This is a genomic window from Streptomyces adustus, assembly GCF_009377175.1.
In the GTDB taxonomy this organism is placed as follows: Bacteria; Actinomycetota; Actinomycetes; order Streptomycetales; family Streptomycetaceae; genus Streptomyces; species Streptomyces adustus.
This window is the reverse complement of the sequence record NZ_VJZD01000028.1, coordinates 38,965-56,952: the sequence shown is the minus strand read 5'-3', so window position 1 is coordinate 56,952 and position 17,988 is coordinate 38,965. Positions and strand designations below refer to the sequence as shown.

At 70.2% G+C, this 17,988-nt stretch carries 14 protein-coding genes; 9 read left to right on the top strand and 5 right to left on the bottom strand.

Annotated elements, in window-relative coordinates; all coding sequences use genetic code 11:
- The 4 genes from FNH09_RS47030 to rph form a co-directional block, all read left to right on the top strand.
- On the top strand, window positions 1-607 hold a 607-nt coding region (locus tag FNH09_RS47030; protein ID WP_152886398.1), incomplete at its 5' end, for a hypothetical protein.
- Window positions 608-724: 117 nt separating this feature from the next.
- Window positions 725-1,030: a hypothetical protein gene (locus FNH09_RS10035; RefSeq protein ID WP_152886397.1), complete on the top strand. Its 306-nt coding sequence runs from the start codon at window positions 725-727 to the stop codon at window positions 1,028-1,030.
- 244 nt (window positions 1,031-1,274) lie between these two features.
- Window positions 1,275-1,991, top strand: coding sequence for a hypothetical protein (locus FNH09_RS10030; RefSeq protein ID WP_152886396.1), 717 nt, complete (start codon window positions 1,275-1,277; stop codon window positions 1,989-1,991).
- Between the two features lie 535 nt (window positions 1,992-2,526).
- A complete protein-coding gene (rph, locus tag FNH09_RS10025) occupies window positions 2,527-5,148 on the top strand; it encodes a rifamycin-inactivating phosphotransferase (RefSeq protein ID WP_338017524.1) in 2,622 nt (873 codons plus the stop codon).
- Between the two features lie 187 nt (window positions 5,149-5,335).
- Here the strand turns inward: rph and FNH09_RS10020 are convergent, their stop codons facing one another.
- Together FNH09_RS10020 and FNH09_RS10015 are read right to left on the bottom strand one after the other, a co-directional pair.
- On the bottom strand, window positions 5,336-6,796 hold the full coding sequence (locus FNH09_RS10020; RefSeq protein ID WP_152886395.1) for an MFS transporter: 1,461 nt from the start codon (window positions 6,794-6,796) through the stop codon (window positions 5,336-5,338).
- A gap of 91 nt (window positions 6,797-6,887) precedes the next feature.
- On the bottom strand, window positions 6,888-7,922 hold the full coding sequence (locus tag FNH09_RS10015; protein ID WP_162468335.1) for an alcohol dehydrogenase catalytic domain-containing protein: 1,035 nt from the start codon (window positions 7,920-7,922) through the stop codon (window positions 6,888-6,890).
- A 266-nt stretch (window positions 7,923-8,188) separates the two neighbouring features.
- Here FNH09_RS10015 and FNH09_RS10010 point away from each other — a divergent pair, with 266 nt between their 5' ends.
- Window positions 8,189-9,085 (top strand): helix-turn-helix transcriptional regulator, encoded by an 897-nt coding sequence (locus FNH09_RS10010; RefSeq protein ID WP_152886394.1) that lies wholly within the window; start codon window positions 8,189-8,191, stop codon window positions 9,083-9,085.
- Window positions 9,086-9,150: 65 nt separating this feature from the next.
- Window positions 9,151-10,170, top strand: a complete 1,020-nt coding sequence (locus FNH09_RS10005; protein ID WP_152886393.1) for an aldo/keto reductase — start codon at window positions 9,151-9,153, stop codon at window positions 10,168-10,170.
- Between the two features lie 42 nt (window positions 10,171-10,212).
- Here the strand turns inward: FNH09_RS10005 and FNH09_RS10000 are convergent, their stop codons facing one another.
- Together FNH09_RS10000 and FNH09_RS09995 are read right to left on the bottom strand one after the other, a co-directional pair.
- Window positions 10,213-11,436, bottom strand: coding sequence for an RNA-guided endonuclease InsQ/TnpB family protein (locus tag FNH09_RS10000; protein WP_152886392.1), 1,224 nt, complete (start codon window positions 11,434-11,436; stop codon window positions 10,213-10,215).
- 155 nt (window positions 11,437-11,591) lie between these two features.
- Window positions 11,592-12,935 (bottom strand): endonuclease domain-containing protein, encoded by a 1,344-nt coding sequence (locus tag FNH09_RS09995; RefSeq protein WP_152886391.1) that lies wholly within the window; start codon window positions 12,933-12,935, stop codon window positions 11,592-11,594.
- 232 nt (window positions 12,936-13,167) lie between these two features.
- Between FNH09_RS09995 and FNH09_RS09990 the strand changes: the two genes are divergently transcribed.
- From FNH09_RS09990 to FNH09_RS09980, 3 genes are read left to right on the top strand one after another with little or no spacing between them, the layout of a single operon-like run.
- On the top strand, window positions 13,168-14,967 hold the full coding sequence (locus FNH09_RS09990) for an FAD-dependent oxidoreductase (protein WP_152886390.1): 1,800 nt from the start codon (window positions 13,168-13,170) through the stop codon (window positions 14,965-14,967).
- The gene (locus tag FNH09_RS09985; protein ID WP_152886389.1) at window positions 14,967-16,022 is read left to right on the top strand and encodes a maleylacetate reductase; all 1,056 of its coding nucleotides are present in this window, start codon (window positions 14,967-14,969) and stop codon (window positions 16,020-16,022) included. The genes FNH09_RS09990 and FNH09_RS09985 overlap by 1 nt, the downstream gene beginning before the upstream one ends.
- Window positions 16,019-16,921, top strand: coding sequence for a dioxygenase family protein (locus FNH09_RS09980; protein WP_152886388.1), 903 nt, complete (start codon window positions 16,019-16,021; stop codon window positions 16,919-16,921). Before FNH09_RS09985 ends, FNH09_RS09980 begins: the two co-directional genes overlap by 4 nt.
- A gap of 38 nt (window positions 16,922-16,959) precedes the next feature.
- On the opposite strand, the gene FNH09_RS09975 is transcribed toward FNH09_RS09980, so the two are convergent.
- Window positions 16,960-17,889 (bottom strand): AraC family transcriptional regulator, encoded by a 930-nt coding sequence (locus FNH09_RS09975; RefSeq protein WP_162468334.1) that lies wholly within the window; start codon window positions 17,887-17,889, stop codon window positions 16,960-16,962.
- Window positions 17,890-17,988 lie beyond the last annotated feature (99 nt).

Here is a 17,988-nt window from a genome sequence, read left to right as displayed (position 1 = left end):
CCGCTACCCCACCGACCCCCTCGTCGCCACCGCGGTCGGCACCGACTACGGCGTCCTGGATCTCGACGCCGCCCGCCGCTGGGGCTACGGCTGGGACCCGGCGAAGTCCCTGGCTGCCCGGCCCAAGGGCCGCCGGATGACCGACGCCGAGTATGCCGACTTCCCCGCCTGCAACGCCGATGCGGACCGTCAGTTGATGCGCGGCATCGACCTCAAGCGGAACTGGCTCTACGCAGGCACACGGGCGATCGAGGTCGACAAGGCGGTCAAGCAAGACCCGCGCCTGCGCGCGGCTTGGGCGGTGTGGTCCCGCTGTATGACAGCACAAGGATTCCCACGCTATCCCGACCCCGTCGCGGCGTACACGGACACCGCCTGGCAGCGGGATAGTGACGGCAACACCCGGCACACGCAGCGGGAGCGGGCCACCGCCGTCGCGGACGTCACCTGCAAGCGCCGCCACCATACGGCCGAGCTCTGGCACGCCACTCGGGCGCAGCAGCAGACCGTGGACATCGCGCGGCACCGCGACCGCTACGCCGCCGGGCTGGAGGCGCTGCGGACGTACCGGGCCACCGTCGCGGGCGTGCTGCGGAAGCTCGGCTAGGGCCCTGCCCACGCAGGCGCCCGGGGGCGGCGGTCCTCGCGGGCGGCTCGGCCGGAGCCCGCCACAAGAGCGGGGTGAGCGGTCGGGCCACCGAACCGTGAGAAGAGGAGTTGGACGATGACCGCGGCATGGAAGCTGCTCCGGAACGGAGAGATCGTGTGCACCCTGCACTACCGGCAAGTCGACCAGCCGTTCTTCGTCTGCGATGTTGAACCCTCGCCCGCCTGGCCCTCCGTCAAACCGTACTTCGATGAACTTGCTTCGGTTCCCCGGCCGGACAGCGACGGCTTCCACACCGCGCAGGCGTTGAAGAAGATCCGCGCTCTGCAACTCGTCCTGGAAGACGGGAACGGAAATGTGGTGGACGGGTACTACCTGTCCATCAATGGAGACGTGGCCACCCTCCGGATCCGCCATCTCTGACCGACCAACGCCTGTGATCCCTCACGCCACCACCGCGGCACCCGGTCGGTGGCCTTGCGACGCTCGTACGCGCCGGCCTGCCGTCACTCGATGTCCGCGGATCGGCAGCACGGCCGCGCCCTGGAGCACCCGCAAGATCACGGGCCACGGTCGTATACCGTGCCGTCAAAAGTGATCTACCGGGAGGGGACCAGCCGTGAAGACGGGTTGGCGAAGACTGGCAGCCGCGAGTTTGGTGTTGACCGTGAGCGGAATATTTCTGTCCGCTTGCCGGTCGGCCGCAGACAGCGAGAAAGCCCAAAGCGCAAGCGGTTCCGAGCATTCCGACGAGAGGCCATCGCTGTCCAAGATGCTGTCGTTCCACTACGTGGGCGACTCCGGCATGGACGAGACCATCAATCAGATCCTGCAGATCACGAACGCCTCCCCCGCTTCCGTGGTCCCGGTGCTGTCGTTCGAGGCACTGGACAAGCGCCACCACGTGCTGCCCCAGGTGAAAGTGAGCACAATCTACGGCAGCGATCAAGGGAAGCTGGTCACGCCGTACGGAACGAGTACGGACATTCTGCGCTTCGCAGGTCTGGGTAAGCACGACGTGGCCGATGTCCGTGTGACGGTCCGGAGCACGACGAGTGCCGACATTCCCGCCGGCATGCACGAAGTGACGACGCAGGCACTGGACAGCCACGGACGCAAGATCACCAAGTTCGAACGATTCTCGGCAGTCGAAGTCACCAACGAGGACGACTTCCCCGTCTCCGTGCGAATCGCCTACATCCTCTGGGACCAGCCGCCCAAAGGCGTCACCCAGCAAGCCGTCGAGGTCACCCCGATCGGCGACCTGACGCGCGTACCGGCCCACGGCTCCGCGGTCGTCCACGTGACCGGGAAAGCAGCCGCTGCGGTGACCCGAAACTCCAACGGCCCGGCAGTGAGCCTCAAGGCATACAACTCCCAGTAACCGCAGAGGCCGGCAGGAGCCCTCACCCGGGCCCGACCGCAACCTACGAAAGGCCATCGGTCCCAAGGTGGATCAGTGACCGTCGGATGCACTGCCCATCCCTCCGACGGCGGGCCGATGGTCAGCCCGGACCGCGGGGCTGCACCGGCGGCGGCGCGCGGTGTTCACGACGACGTGTACTCGCGGCCGTACGCCTCACACGCGGCGCGAGAAACCCGCGCGAGACCTGCCGGTCCGTTCGGTCCGCACATGGCAAAGGCAAGGAGAGCCCTCTCCTTGCCTATCTCAACTTATAGCGCACTGGTGGGCTTGCCGCAAGGCCCCGGTCGCAGCGCACAATCGTCGGCCTGTGCCGCGATCCGCGCGGGACGGCGTGCGCGCCGCCCGGGTGGCGGAGCGGCCGGACGAGTCGTCAGCGGGAAGGCAATTCAGGGATGAGGACGTGCTCGACAACGGCTTCGACGAAGTGGGAGGCGCCGGTGATGCGATCGGCCATCGCGGTGCGGCGGAACACGGCTGCCCCGGAGGTGTCGCGGTGACCGAGCAGTACAGGCAGTACGGGCCGTACGTGTCGGATCTCGGCGAGGTCGACGAGACGCAGGTCGCGGTCGTCGGCGGCAAGGGCGCGCAGTTGGGCGGGCTGGCGCGGATCGAGGGCGTTGTCGTGCCGGACGGCTTCTGCGTGACGACCGACGGCTTTCGGCGGATCATGGCGGAGGCGCCGTCGATCGACGGGCTGATCGACGAGTTGTCCCGCGTGGCCCCGGACGACCGGGAGACGGTCCGCACGCTGAGCGCGCGGATCCGCCGGGCCATCGAGGAGATCCCGGTACCCGGTGATCTCGCGGCGGAGATCACCGGCGCACTCGCCCGGTTCGGTGAAGCGTCCTCGTACGCCGTCCGCTCCAGCGCGACGGCGGAGGACCTGCCCACGGCCTCCTTCGCCGGGCAGCAGGACACGTACCTGAACGTCGTGGGGCCGGCGGAGATTCTCCGGCACGTCAGCCGGTGCTGGGCCTCGCTGTTCACGGAGCGGGCCGTGACCTACCGCCGGCGCAACGGCATCGACGACCATACGGTCCACATGGCCGTGGTCGTGCAGCGGATGGTCTTCCCCGAGGCGTCCGGGATCCTGTTCACGGCCGACCCTGTCACGGGCAACCGGAAGGTCGCCACCGTGGACGCCGGCTTCGGCCTCGGCGAGGCCCTGGTGTCGGGCCTGGTGAACCCTGACGTCTTCAAGGTGCGCGACGGCGAGGTCGTGGCCAGGACGGTCTCGGCCAAGCAGCTTGCCGTGCAGGCCCTTCCGGCCGGCGGTACGCGAGAGGTGACCATCGAGGCACAGCGGCAGGAGCGGCCGGCGCTGACGGATGAGCAGGTCGTACGGCTCGTACGGCTCGGACGGCGGATCGAGGCGCACTTCGGGCGTCCCCAGGACATCGAATGGTGTCTGGCCGACGACGGTTTCCGGATCGTGCAGAGCCGGCCGATCACGACGCTTTTCCCTGTCCCCGAGCGCACCGACCAGGAGGATCACCTCTACGTCTCCGTCGGCCATCAGCAGATGATGACCGACGCCATGAAGCCGCTGGGCCTGTCCATGTGGCGGCTGACGGCCATGGTGGCGATGCACGAGGCCGGCGGGAGGCTGTTCGTCGACGTCGCTCCGCGGCTGGCCTCCCCCGCGAGCCGCGCCGCCCTGCTGGACGTCATGGGCCGGGGAGATCCGCTGGTGCGGGACGCCCTGGAGACGGTCCTCGGCCACGAGGACTTCGTCCCCTCACCCCTGGAGGCGGGCCCCGGCGCACCGCCGGCCGGCGAGGTGTCCACCCCGCCCGAGGCCGATCCGGCGATCGTCCCCGAGCTGATCGAACGCAGCCGGGCGTCCGTCGCGGCCCTGGAACGCGACATCCGGTCGAAGACCGGACCGGCGCTGTTCGACTTCCTGCTGAAGGCCTTCGAGGAGCACAAGCGGGTCCTCGGCGATCCGCTGAACATGCAGGCGATCATGGCAGGGATGGAGGCCACCTGGTGGCTCAACGACAAACTGTGGGAGTGGCTGGGCGAGAAGAACGCGGCTGACACGCTGACGCTGTCCGCACCGGACAACATCACGTCGGAGATGGGACTGGAACTGCTCGACGTCGCCGACGTGATCCGTCCGCACACCGAGGTGGTGGCGTTCCTGCGGGGCGTTCGCGTCGAGGACGAGGGCTTCCTGGACGACCTGGTGAAGCTCACGGGCGGGACGGAGGCCCGCGACGCCATCGAGGGGTATCTCGACCGGTACGGCATGCGCTGCGTCGGCGAGATCGACATCACGAGGCCGCGGTGGAGCGAGCACCCCACCACGCTCGTCCCCGTGATCCTCGACAACGTCAGGAACTTCGAACCGGGCGCGGCCGAGCGCCGGTTCGAGGAGGGACGGCAGAGGGCCGCGCGCAAGGAGCAGGAGGTGCTGGCGCGTCTGCGGGCAATGCCGGACGGGGACCGGAGGGCCGATGCGACCAAGCGGATGATCGACCAGGTCAGGGCGTTCGCCGGATACCGGGAGTACCCGAAGTACGGCATCGTCCGCCGCACCTTCCTCTACAAGCGGGCCCTGCTGGAGGAGGCCGTGCGGCTCGTGCAGGCCGGTGTGCTCGCCGAGCAGGAGGACGTCTTCTACCTCACGTTCGAGGAGTTCCACGACGTCGTACGCACGAACCAGGTGGACGACCGACTCGTGCGGCGGCGCAAGGAGGAGTTCCGCTCGTACCAGGCGCTCACGCCGCCCCGGGTGCTGACCTCGGACGGTGAGGCCGTCAGCGGGGCCTATCGGCGCGACGACGTGCCGGACGGCGCCCTGGTCGGCCTGCCCGTCTCCGCCGGAACGGTCGAAGGCAGGGCGCGCGTCATCCTCGACATGGCGGACGCCGATCTCGAAGCCGGTGACATCCTGGTCACTCCCTTCACGGACCCCAGCTGGTCACCGCTGTTCGTCGCCGTCGCGGGCCTGGTGACGGAGGTGGGCGGTCTGATGACCCACGGGGCGGTCATCGCCCGCGAGTACGGCCTGCCGGCCGTGGTGGGTGTGGAGGGGGCCACCCGGCTGATCCGGGACGGGCAGCGCATCCGCGTGCACGGTTCGGACGGGTACATCGAAATTCTGTCCTGAACGGCACACGGCAGCAGACGAGTTGCAGCCGTTCACGGGTGCCCGCCTCCTCCCGGGCGAGCTCCTCCTCGCGGCTGAGCGCGACGGACTGACGCCGTGGCCGGCCAACTGGGCAGCGAGCAGCTCCCGGTTGGCCGGCCGGCCCAGAAGAATCCGGACCCAGCGGCGGGCATCCCGACGCCGTGGTTCAGAGTGCGGGTCTGCGGTACCGGGATCTCGCGTTGCGGGGGGCCCGCATGGGCACGATGAGCGTGAGGACGGCCACGACGGCCAGGGCCAGCAGAGTGGCGGAGCCGGTCAGGGCCGCACCCGATCGGGCTGCGATGTCGGCGGCCGCATCGTCGGTGGAGACGGCGGCGGCCACGGCGGTCAGGATGCTCAGGCTCAGCGCGCTGCCGATCTGATGGACGGTGTTGACCAGGCCCGCCCCGGCCCCCGCGTCCGCGGGAGCGACGCCGTCCACGCCGCTGGAGGTCAGCGGGGCCAGAGCCAGCCCCTGACCGGCGCCGATCAACACCATCGGCAGCGCCACTCCGGTCGGGTAGGGGGTGTGCAGGTCCAGGCGGCTGAGCCACACCATGCCCAGCGTGGTCAGCACGACCCCGGCGAGGAGCACCCGCGGCCTGGCGAACCTCTCCAGCAGCTTCGGTACCTGGACGGCGACCACGAAGTTGACCAGCGTCATCGGCAGGAACGCGAGACCCGCCTGCAACGGTGTCCAGTGGTAGACGCTCTGCACGAACTGGGCGGTGAAGAAGAAAAAGCCCATCATCGCGCCCATGTAGAGCATCCGGGTGAGGTAGGCGCCGCTGCGTTCCCGGCCGGCGAACAGCCGCAGCGGGACGATCGGCTGCGCCGCCCGACGCTCCACGCGAACAAACAGTCCCAGCATCACCACTCCGGCCGACAGCGGGGTCAGAGTGAGGGGTGCGGTCCAGCCGAGGTCGGCCGCGTCGACGATGCCCAGGACCAGCGCGGTGGATCCCACAGTGGCGAGCAGCGCCCCGGCGATGTCGAAGCGGCCGCGCCGGCGCTCGGTCTCGGGCAGGAACCGCACCGCCATCACCATCATCACGACGCCGATCGGGACGTTGAGGAAGAACCCGGCCCGCCACGAGACCAGATCGGCGACCAGGCCTCCGACGACCAGGCCGAGAGCGGCACCGAGGCCGGCCACCGCGCTGTAGGCGGCCATCGCCCGATCACGGGCCCGGCCCTCCGCGAAGCTGCGCGTGAGCAGGGACAGCGCGGAGGGCGCCAGCACTGCGGCTCCGACGCCCTGGAGCGCCCGGGCGCCGATCAGCCACCACTGGCTCTGGGCGGCTCCCACCAGGAGCGATGTCAGGGAGAAGACGACCAGGGAGGACAGGAACATCCTGCGGTGTCCGCACAGGTCTCCCGCTCGGGCCCCGAGCAGGAGCAGCCCGCCGAAGACCAGGACGTAGGCGTTGGTGATCCAGGACAGGCCGGTCTCGGAGAATCCCATGTCGGAGCGGATCTGCGGCAGCCCGGTGAAGACGATCGAGTTGTCGAGGATGACCATGAAGTAGCTGATGCAGATGATCGCGAGGATCAGGCTCGCGCGGGCGGGTCCCCCGTCGGTTCGCTGCCCGGCAGCCGTCGACGCACGCCGTGCCGTGGTGGTCATCGGGTCGCCGACCTCATCAGGTGGTGCAGGTCGGTGCTGACGAACGCCTGGCTCACCGGGTCGGCCGCCTGGTTGGTCTCGGACCTGTTGTTCACGGCCGCACCAGCACCTTCAGTGCCTCGCGGGCGTCCATGGCTCGGTAGCCGTCCGGGACGGCGTCGAGGCCGACGGCGCGGTCGAAGACCCGTCCTGGTTCGATTCGGCCCTCCAGCACGTCGGGCAGGAGCTCGTCGATGTAGGCGCGGGCCGGGGCGGGGCCTCCGGTCAGGGTGATGTTGTGGCCGAAGAGGCTGCCGAAGCCGATCGGGGCGTCCTCGTACTGCGGCGCGCCCACGCGGCTGATGGTGCCGCCGGGGCGGACCACTCCGTAGGCCTGCTCGTAGGCGGGCCGGTGCCCGACCGCTTCGATGACGATCGGGCTGCCGCCGCCGGTGAGCTCGCGCACCTTCTCGATGCCGTCCGCCTCACGTTCGGCGACCACGTCGGTGGCGCCGAAGGCGCGGCCGAGGTCGGTGCGGGCGGTGTGCCGGCCCATGAGGACGATCTGCTCGGCTCCCAGCCGCTTCGATGCGAGGACGGCGAGCAGGCCGACCGCGCCGTCCCCGATCACGGTGACCGTGCTGCCCTGTCGCACGCCGCCGCGGACGGCCGCGTGGTGGCCGGTGCCCAGCACGTCGGAGAGGGTGAGCAGGGAGGGGATGAGCGCGTCGTCGGCGCCGACGGGGAGCTTGACGAGGGTGCCGTCGGCCAGCGGCACGCGGGCCGCCTCTCCCTGGCCGCCGTCGATGCCGTTCCTCGCCCAGAAGCCGCCGTGCACACACGAGGTCTGAAGTCCGGCCCGGCAGTACTCGCACGTGCCGTCCGAGTACGCGAACGGGGCGACGACCAGGTCGCCCTTCTTCACCGAGGCGACCTGGTTGCCGGTTTCCTCGACGACTCCGATGAACTCGTGCCCCATGCGGACCGGGCCGCCGGAGGCGGACATGGAGTGATAGGGATGCAGGTCGCTGCCGCAGATGCAGGCCGCGGTGATGCGGACCAGCGCGTCGGTGGGTTCCTTGACGACGGGGTCGGCGACGTGCCCGACGCGGACGTCGCCGGCTGCGTACATGAGTGCTGCGCGCACGGTGTTCCTTCAGGTCGGAAGAGGTTTTCGGGCCCGGGTCCGGACTGCCGTTCCCGGGCCTCCTCCAGCAGACCGCGCCCCGGTAGGCAGGTGGGAGTCACTCCTCTTCCAGGTAATGGCAGTACCTCGCAGGCCCTGGCCGGCCGATCTACCGTGAAGGAGCCGGCACAAGATTCACGCCGATCACGAGGAGTCACCCGTGCCACCGGATTTCCGCACCTCAGCAGCCCGACGACACAACGGGAACGCCGTACCCGTGCCTGATCATGGCTGACTTCGGCAGGACGAACCTGGGCGCGGAGGTTCGCGAGTTCCTGAGCACCCGGCGGGCGCGCATCACCCCGCAGCAGGCCGGGCTGCCGGTCTACGGCGGAAACCGTCGCGTCCCGGGCCTGCGGCGCGAGGAGGTGGCCCTGCTCGCGGGAATGAGCGTGGACTACTACGTCCGGCTCGAACGCGGAAATCTCAGCGGCGCGTCGGACTCCGTGCTCGACGCTCTCGCCCACGCACTGCAACTCGACGAGGCGGAGCGCGCTCACCTCTACGACCTGGCCCGTGCGTCGACTCCGGCAGGCCGGCGTCCCAAGGTGACCGCCTCCCGGGTGCGGCCGACGATCCTGCGGCTGCTCGATTCGATGACCGACGTGCCGGCGTACGTACGCAACGCACGGTTCGACGTCCTCGCCGCCAACGCGCTGGGCCGGGCGCTGTACGCACCGGTCTTCGACTCCCCGCTGTTCGCCCAGCGCGGGCCGGTCAACACCGCGCGCTTCCTGTTCCTGGACCCCGCCGGTCGGGATTTCTGGGCCGACTGGGACAAGGGCGCCGACGACAGCGTCGCCTTCCTGCGCTCCGAGACGGGCCGAGCACCTCATGACAAGGCGCTGACCGACCTGATCGGAGAGCTCACGACCAAGAGCGAGGAGTTCGCACGCCGTTGGGCCCACCACGACGTGAAGATCCATCGCTCCGGGGTGAAGCGCCTCCACCACCCGCTGGTCGGCGATCTCGCGCTGCCCTACGAGGCGATGGAGCTGCCGGCCGATCCCGGCCTGCGCCTGAACTTCTACACCCCCGAACCCGACTCGCCGGAACGGCAGGCCCTCGGCCTCCTCGCCAGTTGGGCCGGCACCGGCACGGTCGTCCCCTCGCACCACGACTGACACGCAACTCCCCTGGCACGACGCCTGATTCGCAACGACTGCCACGCGACAAGGAGAACCCCTTCATGCAGTACCGACCGCTCGGACGCACCGGCGTCCAGGTCAGCCCGCTCTGTCTCGGCGCGATGATGTTCGGCCCCTGGGGCAACGAGGACGAAGCCGACTCGGTACGGATCATCCACCGCGCCCTCGACGCAGGCATCAACTTCCTCGACACCGCGGACGTGTACTCCGGCGGGGTCTCGGAGGACATCGTCGGCAAGGCGCTCAAGGACCGACGCGAGGACGTGGTGCTGGCGACCAAGTTCTTCATGCCGATGAGCCAGAACGACCCCAACGCCCGGGGAGGCTCGCGGCGCTGGATCATCCGCGAGGTGGAGAACTCACTCAGGCGCCTGGACACGGACTACATCGACCTCTACCAGGTCCACCGCCCGAGCCCGGACACCGACGTCGCCGAAACCCTCGGAGCCCTCTCCGACCTGGTGCACCAGGGCAAGATCCGTTACATCGGCTCCTCGTCCTACTCCGGCGCCCAGATCGTCGAAGCCCAGTGGGTCTCGCGCGAGCGCCACCTGGAGCGGTTCGTGACCGAGCAGCCGCCGTACTCGATCCTGGTACGCGGGATCGAGGAGGACGTCCTGCCCACCGTGCGCCGCCACGGCATGGGCACGCTGACCTACAGCCCTCTCGCCGGTGGCTGGCTCTCGGGCCGCTACCGCAGGGACGCCTCCGCCGGGCCGGCCTCCGCGGCACGCCCGCAGGCCCGCTTCGACATGAGCAGCCCGGCCAATCAGCGCAAGCTCGACGCGGTCGAACAGCTCGCGCTGCTCGCCGAGAAGGCGGGGCTCTCCCTGATCGAGCTGGCCGTCGCCTTCGTGATCAACCACCCCGGCGTCACCTCGGCGATCATCGGGCCACGGACCATGGAACAGCTCGAAGCGTTCCTTCCCGCCGCCGAGGTCACGCTCTCGGCCGACGTACTCGACCGCATCGACGAGATCGTGGCCCCCGGGGTGACCGTCAACCCTGCCGACAACAGCTACGGCGACTTCGAGCTGCGCGCCGACCAGCGGCGCCGTTGATACGGGGGTGACCGTATCGGAGGCCTTGACGTGCTCCCCGCCCTAAAGGACGGGGATTCCAGCCTGGGCCGTCTGGCCCTTCTGGTGGCTTCCTGCTTCACCGCGCTGTGCGGGCACGTGTGCCCGTCTTACCGGCGCTCCACAGGCGTTTAGCCTGTCCGCCCGTCCGGCGGCCAGGATGTTGCGTGCGGCGTTGACGTCGCGGTCGTGGACGGTCCCGCACTCCTGACAGGTCCACTCGCGCACGTGCAGGGGCTTGGGGCCGTCCTTGATCCCGCAGGCCGAGCACACCTGAGAGGTGGGCTCGAAGCGTCCGATCCTGCCGAAGTGCCGGCCGTGCCTGGCGGCCTTGTACTCCAGCATGTTCACGAACGCGGACCATCCAGCGTCGTGCACGGACTTGGCGAGCCGGGTGCGCGCGAGACCGGACACCGCAAGGTCCTCCACATACACCGCTTGGGTCTCACGGATGATCTTCGTGGATGTCTTGTGGTGCCAGTCCCGGCGCCGGTCCGCCGCACGGGCGTGCTGACGCGCGACCCTGACGCGGGCCTTGGCCCGGTTCTTCGACCCCTTCGCCTTACGGCTCAAGTCCTTCTGCAACCGCTTGAGCTTCTTCTCGGCGCGGCGCAGGAAGCGAGGGGAAGCGATCTTCTGTCCGTCGGAGAGGACCGCGAACGCGGACAGGCCGAGATCGACACCGGTCTCGGCGTGGGTCTCGGGCAGGAACTCCGGATCGGTGTCCACGACGAACGATGCCCAGTACCGGCCGGCCGCGTCCATCGTGACCGTCACCGAGGTAGGCACGGCCGGAAGCCGGCGCGACCAGCGCACCCGCAGGTCCCCGACCTTCGCCACGTACAGGCGGCCGTTGCCGCGCAGACAGAACCCGTTGGCGGTGAGCCGGATCGACTGCCGGCTGTCCCGCTTGGACTTGAACCGGGGCGGCGCAACCCTCGGGCCCTTGCGCCTGCCGGTGACACTGGAGAAGAAGCTACGGTAGGCGGTATGCAGGTCCCGCAGGGACTGCACCAGCACCACCGACGACACCTCGGACAGCCACACACGCTCCCCGGTGCGCTTGGCCGCAGTGATGACCTGCTTTTGAAGGTCGGTGTCCTTGATATACGGCAGCCCCGCCGCATGTGCTTCCCGACGGGCCCGAAGACCGTCGTTGAAGACCACGCGGGCACACCCGAACGCCCTGGCCAGCGCATCACGCTGCGCGGGCTCGGGGTACACACGGAAGTTGTACCGGAGCTGCATGAGATCAACCTACTGCCCGGCACTGACAACACCGGCCAGGACAGCCTCGCCCTGCGGACCGTTCCGGCTCACCCCGCCCTGAAGGACGGGGCTTGCGCCGGGCCCAGCCGGTCAACTGAGAGGTGATGCCGGAGTCGCGGGACCCTGGTCCCCGCTCAGAACAGTGACAGGCCCTCGCCGTCGGTGTCCGCGACGACCGGTCGGGGCTGGGCGGGCAGGTCGTCCAGGCGGTCCGGGCCGGCCGCGGCGGCCACGGCGGGAGCCGTCTCTGCCAACCACACACGAAACCGTTCGACGGCTTCACGGTAAGGGACTTGCGCCAGGACGCGATGCTCGCCGGAGGGGCAGAAGTCGACGGTGACCGTGAGCAGGCAGGAACGGGGCGTGTTCTGACTACCCGTCCAGGACACGCGCAGGACACCGCACGGCTTGCGCCCGCGGGCGGCGGGGTGGGTCGGGCGCAGCGATCGGCAGGCCGTGTGGGCGGTCCATGCCGCGAGGTGGGGCAGGGGCAGGGTGGTGCGGGCGCGGCAGCCGGGGCAGCGGTGCCAGTGGCCGAGCCAGGCGTCGGTGTCGGTGTCGAAGAGGCGTGTGTAGCGGTTCGCCACACGAATGTCGTTGCTGTAGAGGTGGTCGGGGCGTTCCTGGGTGTTGCAGGACTGGCAGAGGGGGGCGCGGACGTAGCCGTGTTCGTGGCAGTGGTCGAGGACTGCGGCGGGCGCGGTGCGGCAGACGGCGCACGCCCACCCGGCCACCTGGCGGGAGGTGCCGGGTTGCCTGCTGAGCACCGAATAGAGCCGGCCTTCCAGCTCCGCGTCGTACGGGCGCAGTGCGGTGGTGGGCTGTTCGGGGCTGGTCTTCTGCCGACCGTCGACAGCCGAGGGCTGCCGAAGCCGGGAAGCCGACTCGGTGGTGGCGGGGCTTGCCCGGCGGGTCCCTACGGCGTGCACCCACTGGGTTTCGGCGTGCTCGGCGGCGTCGAGCAACCGGACCACGGCGCGCGGCAGCCACCACGTCCGCTGTGTCCCGGCGTGGGTCCGCTCCACGAGTATCCGTCGCCAGTCGATCCCCGCCAGATGGGACGGCCGGCCCACGTCACGTCGTGCTGCCCGCTCGGGACCGCCCGACTCCTGAAGTTGCTCCGCGATGCGCCGACGCCAACGCAGCGGCGACCCCTCGCCGCCCTCCTGCCTGGACGCCCCACGGAACGGGCCGACGCGAACCAGGTCCTGCCGGTCCATCCCCACCGCGTTCAGCTCCGCGGCTGCCCGGCGCACCTCGGCCTCCGCGACACTCCACCGGCCGCCGCCCGCCCTCACCGTCGCCACCACATGGGCGCCGAGCAGTACGTACCCCACCCGGGCATGGGCAGGAGAACGGGTGAATGCCCCGGAAGCCGTCGGCACAGCGCTGTCCGCCGTCAGATCGGCCCACAGAGCGTCCGCGGCGCCCAGGGGCATCAGGCCGTCCGTGCAACCGGGCATGACACGCTCTGACATACCGACAGGTTAACGGCCCACGCGCTCCTCCTCCGATCTTCACCGTGGCACACCACGACGCCCCCGGAGCGACGAAGCGGCGGGCGCACCGCCTCTGCCACGGCCTCTTTCGTATTTCCGCCACATGTTGGCGGACCCGCCAACCTCGGAGCGGTCTGTTCCGCGCGGACCTGTCCGCTTCCACACTTGCCTCTCCGACAACGCCGCCGGATTCACGAAAGGCCGTACCACGATGCCCGCATTCAGCGATGGGACGCCCGAGACGGAGCCGCCCGCCGGCTCGACCGTGACCACGGACGTCGTGGTCGTCGGTTCAGGTCCCGCGGGAGCCAGCGCCGCACTGCTGCTGGCGACGCTCGGCGTCGACACCGTCATGATCACCAAGTACCGGTGGACGGCGAACACCCCGCGCGCCCACATCACCAACCAGCGCGCGATGGAGGTCTTCCGCGACCTCGGCATAGAGGCGCAGGTGCTCGCCGACGCCACCGAACACTCCCTGGTCGGCGACACCGTGTTCTGCACCAGCATCGCGGGCGAGGAGATCGGCCGGATCCACACCTGGGGCACCCGGCCCGACCGCGAGGGCGACTACCGGCTCGCCTCCCCCTGCCTCACCGTCGACATCCCGCAGACGTACCTGGAGCCGATCCTGGTCCGCAACGCGGCACAGCGCGGCGCCCAGACCCGGTTCTCCACCGAGTACCTCTCGCACAGCCAGGACGCGGACGGCGTCACCGTGCGCGTGCTGGACCGGCTCACCGGGCAGGAGTACGACATCCGCGCCAAGTACCTGATCGGCGCGGACGGTGCCCGCTCCAAGGTCGCCGCGGACATCGGACTGCCCTTCGAGGGCGCCATGGACATCGCCGGGTCGATGAACATCACGTTCAAGGCCGACATCGGCCGTCTCGTGGCCCACCGGCCCTCGGTGCTGTACTGGGTCATCCAGCCCGGTTCGAACGTCGGCGGCATCGGCGCCGGACTCGTACGCATGGTGCGGCCGTGGAACGAGTGGCTGATCGTGTGGGGCTACGACATCGCCGAGGAACCCCCGGTCGTCGACGAGGCCGCCGCCGTGCAGATCGTGCGCAACCTGCTCGGTGTCCCGGATCTGGAGGTGGAGATCACCGGCACCAGCCTGTGGGGCAACAACGAGATGTACGCGACCCGGCTGCACCAGGGGCGGGTGTTCTGCGCGGGTGACGCCGTGCACCGCCACCCGCCGAGCAACGGCCTGGGCTCCAACACCTCCGTCCAGGACTCCTACAACCTCGCCTGGAAGATCGCCGCCGTCCTCAAGGGGCACGCGGCCCCCTCGCTCCTGGACACCTACAGCGCCGAACGCGCACCGGTCGCGGAGCGGATCGTGAAGCGGGCCAACAAGTCCAGCCGGGAGTTCGTCGACATCTTCGCGGCGCTCGGCGTACTCGACGCCAGGACCGAGGCCGAGATGGCGGCCGCGATCGAGGAGCGCAAGGCCAACACCCCGGCCGGTGCCGCCAAGAGGGCCGCGCTGGTGCGCGCGATGGAGCTGAAGAACTACGAGTTCAACGCGCACGGCGTCGAACTCGGCCAGCACTACGCCTCCGCGGCCGTCGTCTCCGACGGAAGCGAGCTGCCCGCCCCGGCACGCGACGCCGACCTGTACTACGAGATGTCCACCGTCCCCGGCGCGCACCTGCCGCACGCCTGGGTCGGCGACAGCACGCACCGCCACGCCCTGATGGACCTGGCACCCTACGGCCGCTGGACGCTGCTGACCGGCATCGCCGGCGAGGCGTGGGAACAGGCCGCCCGGAAGGTCGGCGACGAACTGGGCGTTCCCCTCACCGCGGTCGTCATCGGCCCGGGCCACGATGTCGGCGACCTCTATTACGACTGGGCCCGGGTGCGCGAGACCGACGAGAGCGGCGTGCTGCTCGTGCGGCCCGACAAGCACATAGCGTGGCGGGCGATGAGTCTGCCCGACGATCCCGAGACGCAGCTGCGGCGCGTGCTGCTGTCGGTCCTGGGAAGGGAGGAGCACTGATGCGATTCGTCCACGACATCCTGCCTCAGCGGGTGCGCTTCGCCGCCGGCGCGGCGGCGGAGAGCCTCGCCGCCGAGATCGGTCTGCTCGGCGGCGAGCGGGTGATGGTCATCGCGGCTCCGTCGCAGAAGGACCTCGCCGAGCGCATCACCGCGGGCCTGCCGGTCGCCGTCCACCATGACGATGTCACCATGCACGTCCCCGTCGACACCGCGGAACGGGCGCGGACCGTGGCCGCGGCCCACGAGGCCGACGTCGTGGTCAGTATCGGCGGCGGCTCCGCGACCGGGCTCGCCAAGGCGGTCGCGCTGAGCAGTGCACTGCCGATCGTCGCCGTCCCCACCACCTACGCCGGCTCCGAGGCGACCCCGATGTGGGGGCTGACCGAGGGATCCGTCAAGACCACCGGCACCGACCCGAAGGTGCTGCCGCGGGCCATCGTCTACGACGCGGCGCTGACGCTCGGCCTGCCCGTGGAGCTGAGTGTCGCCTCCGGTCTGAACGCGCTGGCGCATTGCGTGGACTCGCTGTGGGCCCCGCGGACCGACCCACTCGACCAGGCCCTGGCACTGGAAGGTGCTCGGGCACTGCGCGTCGGGCTGCCGCAGGTGGTGGCGCGGCCGGACGGACTGGAGGGCCGGGAGCAGGCGCTCTACGGCGCCTATCTGGCGGCCGCTGCCTTCGCCTCCGCCGGGTCCGGACTGCACCACAAGATCTGCCACGTCCTGGGCGGCATGTTCAACCTGCCGCACGCGCAGACGCACGCCGTCGTCCTGCCGCACGTCCTCGCCTTCAACGCCCCCTTCGTCCCGGAGGCCGAGCGGCGCCTCGCCGTCGCCCTCGACGCCCCCACCGCCGACGAGGGACTGGCCCGGCTGCGCGGCCGACTGCGGGCGCCCCGCTCCCTGCGGGACCTCGGGATGCCGTCGGACGGCATCGCGCGGGCGGCCGAGGCCGTCGTCGCCGCCGCTCCGGAGGGCAACCCGCGGCCCGTAACCCCTCAGGCCGTCACCGCACTGATCGAGGCCGCCTGGGAAGGAGCCGACCCCCGATGACGCACACACCCGACGCAGCCGTCCCGGTTCAGCAGCAGGAACGTGAAGCCGACGTCGTCCGCCAAGTGCTGCGGTCCTTCGAGGCCTGCACCGATCCCAGGCTGCGGCAGGTCATGCAGTCCCTGGTCCACCACCTGCACGCGTTCGTGCGGGAGGTGCGGCTGACCGAGGCGGAGTGGAGCGAGGGGATCGACTTCCTCACCCGGGCCGGGCACATCACCGACGAACGGCGTCAGGAGTTCATCCTGCTCTCCGACGTCCTCGGGGTGTCCATGCAGACCGTCGCCGTGAACAACGAGGCGTACGGCGGCGCCACCGAGGCCACCGTCTTCGGACCGTTCTTCGTCGACAACAGCCCCGAGATCGCCCAGGGCGGCGACCTCTCCTTCGGCGCCGCCGGAGAGCCCTGCTGGGTGGAGGGCACCGTCACCGACGCCGACGGAAAACCCGTGGCCGGGGCACGGATCGAGGTGTGGGAGGCCGACGAGGACGGCTTCTACGACACGCAGTACGGCGACGACCGGCTCGCGGCCCGGGCGCACCTGTTCACCGACGCCGACGGCGGCTACCGCTTCTGGGCGCTGACCCCGACGCCGTACCCGATCCCGCACGACGGCCCGGTCGGAGCACTGCTCGCGGCCACGGGCCGCTCGCCCATGCGGGCGTCGCACCTGCACTTCATGGTCACCGCACCCGCTCTGCGCACCCTGGTGACCCATATCTTCGTGGACGGTGACGAGCTGCTGGACCGCGACGCCGTGTTCGGGGTGAAGGAATCCCTCGTCAAGAGCTTCGACACGCAGCCGCCCGGCACGGCGACGCCCGACGGGCGCGATCTCCATGGCCGGTCCTGGTCCCGGGTGCGCTTCGACATCATGCTGGCACCGGACGGCACCTGAGGAACAGCCCTGGCCCCGCTCACTCCGCGGGGCCGGGGTCACGCCTGTGTACGAGCCTCGCGCAGGACATCCGATGCCCGCACGCCGTAGCGCTCCCTGAACCGGTGGGAGAAGTGGGTGACCGAGCCGAAGCCGCAGCGGACCGCGGTGTCGGCGACCGTCGTCTCCTCTCCCCCGGCCAGCAGGGCGTGGGCCAGGTCGAGCCGACGGCCCAGCAGGTGCTGGGGCACGCTCGTACCGCTCGCGGAGAACACCCGTGACAGATGCCGCTCGCTGATGCCCACGCCGCGGGCGATGCTCCGCGCGGACAGGCCGGCCTCCCCCAGATGCCGGTCGATGTACACCTTGGCGACCGCGAGGTGGACCGAGGCGAGCGCGGGCAAGCGGCCGGTCACGGCACTGCCGAGCAGTTCGAGCATGGTGTCCTCGTCGACGGCGCCGCCACCCCCGGGACGCAGTGCCTGGCCGGCCAGCCGCGCAAATGTCTTTCCATGGACGGAGCCTTCGCTCACGTCGAGGACGAGCGGCCGGTCCAGCGTCGCCGGTCCCCCGATGTCCTGCCACACCGAACGGGGGATCTTGACCGCCAGCTCCTCCAGGCCCCTGGAGAAGCCTCGGACGAAGGGCCGGTCGGCGTCACAGACGATCAGCTGTCCCGCGCGGAGCAGTTGGACCCCGTCGTCGTGATAGAAGAACGCCTCGTCCGCCAGATTCAGGTAGCAGGCGATCGCCTCGGACGGCGTACGTCGGATCACCGCCGAAGGGCGCTCGACGATGTGCGGGCTCCCGATGACCCGCGCGACATGGATCCGGGGCAGCTGAAGATTGATCTCCGTGGCGTCCAGCGGCACTTCCCCCAGGGAGCGGCACCGCAGGCCGATCAGCGCTGCGGCATTGTGCCGCTCCCACAGGGCGACACGCTGGGCCTCGGGAAGGTTCAGCGTGCTGAAGCTCACCGGTTCTGCCATGCGCCCGGCCCTCATGTCCTCGGAAGACTGCATCGCTATTTGATGCTTCAACCATATTGGCGGGCGGTCGCAGGGACAACAAGCCGCGCAGGCCTGCGA